Here is a 3,977-nt window from a genome sequence, read left to right as displayed (position 1 = left end):
GGCTCCCTACCTCACCACCTGGCTGCACGAGAGCGGCCACAGCAACCTGCTGTGGATCTACGTCTCCGTCGCGGCGCTGGTCTCCCTCCTCGTCTACCTCACGATGCCGGAGACCAAGGACAAGGAGTTCGACTGATGACGCCGCATGTGCTCGTCACCGGTGCCGCGGGCGGCATCGGCGGGGCAATCGCCGCTGAGTTTGCCGCGCGGGGCGCCCGGCTCACCCTCGCCGACCGCGACCCCGAAGTACTGGAGCAGACCGCAGCGCAGCTCGGCGACGCGTCAACGTTCGCCGCGGACCTGACCGACCCGGACGCTCCCGCCGCCCTGGTCGAGCAGGCCTGGACGGGGCACGGCCCCATCGACGTCCTGGTCAACGCGGCCGGCGTCTATCCGTCCCTGGACATGGCCGACGTCGACGCCCGGTCCTGGGACCGGCTGTTCGCCGTCAACCTGCGCGCCCCGGTCCTGGCCACCGCCGCGTTCGCCCGCCTCGCCAGGGCAGCCGGCCGACCCGGCGCGGTCGTCAACATCTCCTCCGGATCCGCCCTGAGGGCCCGCCCCGGCGGCGGCCCCTACGCCAGTTCCAAAGCCGCCCTGGAGATGGCCACGCGCGCCGCCGCCCTGGAACTGGGCCCGCACCACATCCGCGTGAACGCCGTCAGTCCCGGCTTCGTCCAGGTCGCCAGCGACTGCAACCCCGTGTCCGCCCAGTACGCGGCGGCCATCGACGCCAACCCGCTCGGCCGCCCCGGCAGCCCGGACGACATCGCCCGCGCCGTGTGCTGGATCGCGGGCCCGGACGCCTCCTGGATCACCGGCGAGGTACTGCGAGTGGACGGCGGATCCAGTACGGGCGCCCTGCACCTGCCCCGCATCTGGCAGGACGGCGACACCCCCGCGGCCCTCGCTGCCACCGCCGCCCCTGCCCCCGACCCCGAACTGTTCGCGACACCGGCCGCCCCGACAAAAGGACTTACCCCATGACCGCCCCCTCCCCGCAGCGGGCCGCCTACACCGTCGTCGGCGGGGGCGCGATCGGCGGCACGCTCGCCTTCGCGCTCGCCCAGGCCGGCCATCCCGTCACCGTCGTCGACACCGACCCGGCCCATGTGGCGGCGATCCGCGCCGACGGACTGGTCGTCGCGCACGGCGCCACCCGCACCGCAGTGCCGGTCACCGCGACCACGCCGGACGAGTTCGAAGGAACGCTGGGACGGGTGCTGCTGGCCGTCAAGGCCCAGGCCACCGCGAGCGCGGCGGCCTGGATCGCGCCCCGCCTGGCACCGGAGGGCTATGTGGTCTCCCTCCAGAACGGCTTCAACGAAGACCTCATCGCCGTGCACGTGGGCGCCGAGCGCACCGTGGCCGCGTTCGTCAACATCTTCGCCGACGTCATCGCGCCGGGCGTCATCCAGGACGGCGGCGCCGGCGCGCTGGTCATCGGCGAGCCCGGCGGCGCCCCGGTCAGTGAGCGCGTTAGCTCCCTCGTGTCCGACCTGCACAGCTGGGGTCCCGCGGTGGCCAGCGACAACGTCGAGGGCTATCTGTGGGCCAAGGCCGGCTTCGGCGCGATGCTCGCCGCCACCGCCCTCGCCGACGCCCCCATGGCCGACCTCATCGACCGGCACCGGCCCGCCATGACCGCGCTGACCGGCGAGATCTTCGCCGTGTCCGACCGCCTCGGCATCAGTCTGGAGGCGTTCGACGCCTTCGATCCGCACCCGCTGCGGCCGGGGCAGGATCCGGCCGCACGCGATGCCGCCTTCGACCGCCTGACCGCGTGGCTGCGCACGCAGTCCAAGGACCGCAGCGGCATCTGGCGCGACCTGGCCGTACGCCACCGGCCCGTGGAGGTCACCACTCACTACACCGACGTGTTCGACCATGCGGCGCGCGAGGGACTGCCCACTCCCCTGCTGCGCACGGTCGTGGACGGTCTGCTCGAACTGGAGGGCGCCCCCGAGCAGATGTCGGAGTCGCGCCTGGCGGACCTCGACCGCCTCGCCGAGCCCGCGATACATGCGCGCCTGCCGCAGGCAGAGCAGGCCGATGCGGTACGGCGCTGGCTGGAGGAGCACCGCGAGGACATGGTCGCCGACCTCGACGCCTACACCTCCCAGGGCAGCGCCAGCGACGACCGCGGCGAACTCGACGCCTGCCTGGGCTGGTTGCGCACCTGGCTCGACCAACGCCTGGGTGCACCGGACGCCGAGGAGATCCTGCCCCGCACCAGCACCGGGGACATCCTCGTACGCCGCTACCCCGCCCGTGGCGCGGCCGGCCCAGACACCCGGCCGGTCCTGCTCCTGGGCCACTACGACACCGTCTGGCCGACCGGCACCCTCGAAGAATGGCCCTTCCGACGGGACGGCGACCACCTCAGCGGGCCCGGGGTCTTCGACATGAAGGCCGGTCTGGTGCAGGCCGTGTGGGCGCTGCGTGCGCTCGACGCGCTGGGCCTGCCCCGGCCCGCCTGCACCCTGATGCTCAACGGCGACGAGGAGACCGGCAGCCTCAGCTCCCACGATGCCATCGTCGAGGAGTCCCGCGCCAGCAGGCTCGCCATGGTCTTCGAGGCGGCCGCCGACGGCGCGATCAAAACGGCCCGCAAGGGAGTGGGCCTGTTCACGCTCACGGTCACCGGCAAGGAAGCCCACGCAGGGCTCGACCCGGCCGCCGGGGCAAGCGCGATCGACGAACTCGCTCACCAGGTAATGCACTTGGCCGCCCTGCGCGACAGCGGCGCCGGTACGTCGCTCAACGTGGGCGTGGTGGAAGGCGGCACCCGCAGCAACGTCACCGCAGGGCGCGCCCTCGCCCAGATCGACGTACGGGTCGCCTCCAACTCCGAGCAGCAGCGCATCACCACGGCCCTTGCCGCACTGCGCCCGGTGGACCCGCGCACCCGCCTGGAGGTCGGCGGGGACTGGAACCGCCCCGTCTTCGAGCGCACCGCACACGTCGCCGCGTACGCGGAACTGGCCCAGCGGTGCGCGGCGCTGCTCGGGGAGGAGTTGCGCGAGACGTCCGTCGGAGGAGCCAGCGACGGCAACTTCGTGGTGGCCGCGGGAACACCGGTTCTTGACGGCATCGGCGCGGTCGGCTCAGGCGCCCACGCCCGCTCGGAGAACACCTCGGCATCGGGCATGACCGCACGCGCCGCGCTGGCAGCCGTGGTGCTGGCATCGCTGGCCGGGTGAGGGGCAGTTGACCTCGTGGTTCCAGATTTACATAAACTATGAATATAAAGTTGCTATGCTTCGGGCATGAGCCGCCAAGACACCACCCCTGGCGCATCCGCCGCCATCGGGGCAGCCCTCTACGGCCTGGCCACCAGGGCCGCCAGACGCCTGCCCCGGGACATGAGCCTGACGTCCGCCGCCACCCTGGCGACCCTGGAGCGGACCGGACCGCGGCGCATCACCGATCTGGCCGCGGTCGAGGGCGTCACCCAGCCCGCGATGACCGCCCTGGTGCGGGTGATGGAGGAGTCCGGCCTGGTCGAGCGGCGGGGCGACGCGTCCGACAAGCGGGTCACGCTGGTGTGCCTGACCGAGGCCGGCGCCTCCTATGTCCGCACGCGGCACCAGGCGGGCGTCCACGCCTTCGAGCGGTTGATCGGCGGGCTCACCGGCGACGAGGCCGAGGCACTGCTGGCGGCCCTTCCGGCGCTGAAGCATCTGGCAGAGCTGGAAAGCCAGGACCGCGAAGCGCCGAAGCAGTGAGCGGGCAGCCGGTCGGCGGGAGCGCGGCGAAGGCGTTGCCGGTGGCGCATTCCGAGGCGCGGCTGCTGGTCCCCGCCCTGATGTTCGTCGCTCTGGTCGTGGCGGCGGTCGCCAGCCTCGGGGCGCCGCTCATCACCAGCGTGGCGACCTCGTTCCACGTCTCGCTCGGCAGCGCGCAGTGGACGCTGACCGTCGCGCTGCTCAGCGGCGCCGTCGCCACGCCGGTCCTGGGCCGGCTCGGTGCGGGCC

3 protein-coding genes and 2 pseudogenes are annotated in these 3,977 nt (G+C 72.9%); all 5 read left to right on the top strand.

What is annotated here, in order from left to right; genetic code table 11:
• Nucleotides 1-136, top strand: a pseudogene (locus ACQKIP_RS41965) (MFS transporter); the annotation flags it as partial.
• Entirely contained in the window at nucleotides 136-987 is an 852-nt protein-coding gene (locus ACQKIP_RS41960; RefSeq protein WP_365856970.1) for an SDR family NAD(P)-dependent oxidoreductase, read from the top strand. The pseudogene ACQKIP_RS41965 and the gene ACQKIP_RS41960, both read left to right, overlap by 1 nt.
• On the top strand, nucleotides 984-3,203 hold the full coding sequence (locus ACQKIP_RS41955; RefSeq protein ID WP_365856968.1) for a 2-dehydropantoate 2-reductase: 2,220 nt from the start codon (nucleotides 984-986) through the stop codon (nucleotides 3,201-3,203). Before ACQKIP_RS41960 ends, ACQKIP_RS41955 begins: the two co-directional genes overlap by 4 nt.
• Nucleotides 3,204-3,269: 66 nt before the next feature.
• Nucleotides 3,270-3,728, top strand: a complete 459-nt coding sequence (locus tag ACQKIP_RS41950; protein ID WP_427745407.1) for a MarR family winged helix-turn-helix transcriptional regulator — start codon at nucleotides 3,270-3,272, stop codon at nucleotides 3,726-3,728.
• A pseudogene (locus ACQKIP_RS41945) lies at nucleotides 3,725-3,977 on the top strand (MFS transporter); the annotation flags it as partial. The gene ACQKIP_RS41950 and the pseudogene ACQKIP_RS41945, both read left to right, overlap by 4 nt.

The organism is Streptomyces sp. NPDC059900, from assembly GCF_050270335.1.
In the GTDB taxonomy this organism is placed as follows: domain Bacteria; phylum Actinomycetota; class Actinomycetes; order Streptomycetales; family Streptomycetaceae; genus Streptomyces.
The sequence above is the reverse complement of the archived record's forward strand: the minus strand, read 5'-3'. Positions and strand labels throughout refer to the sequence as shown.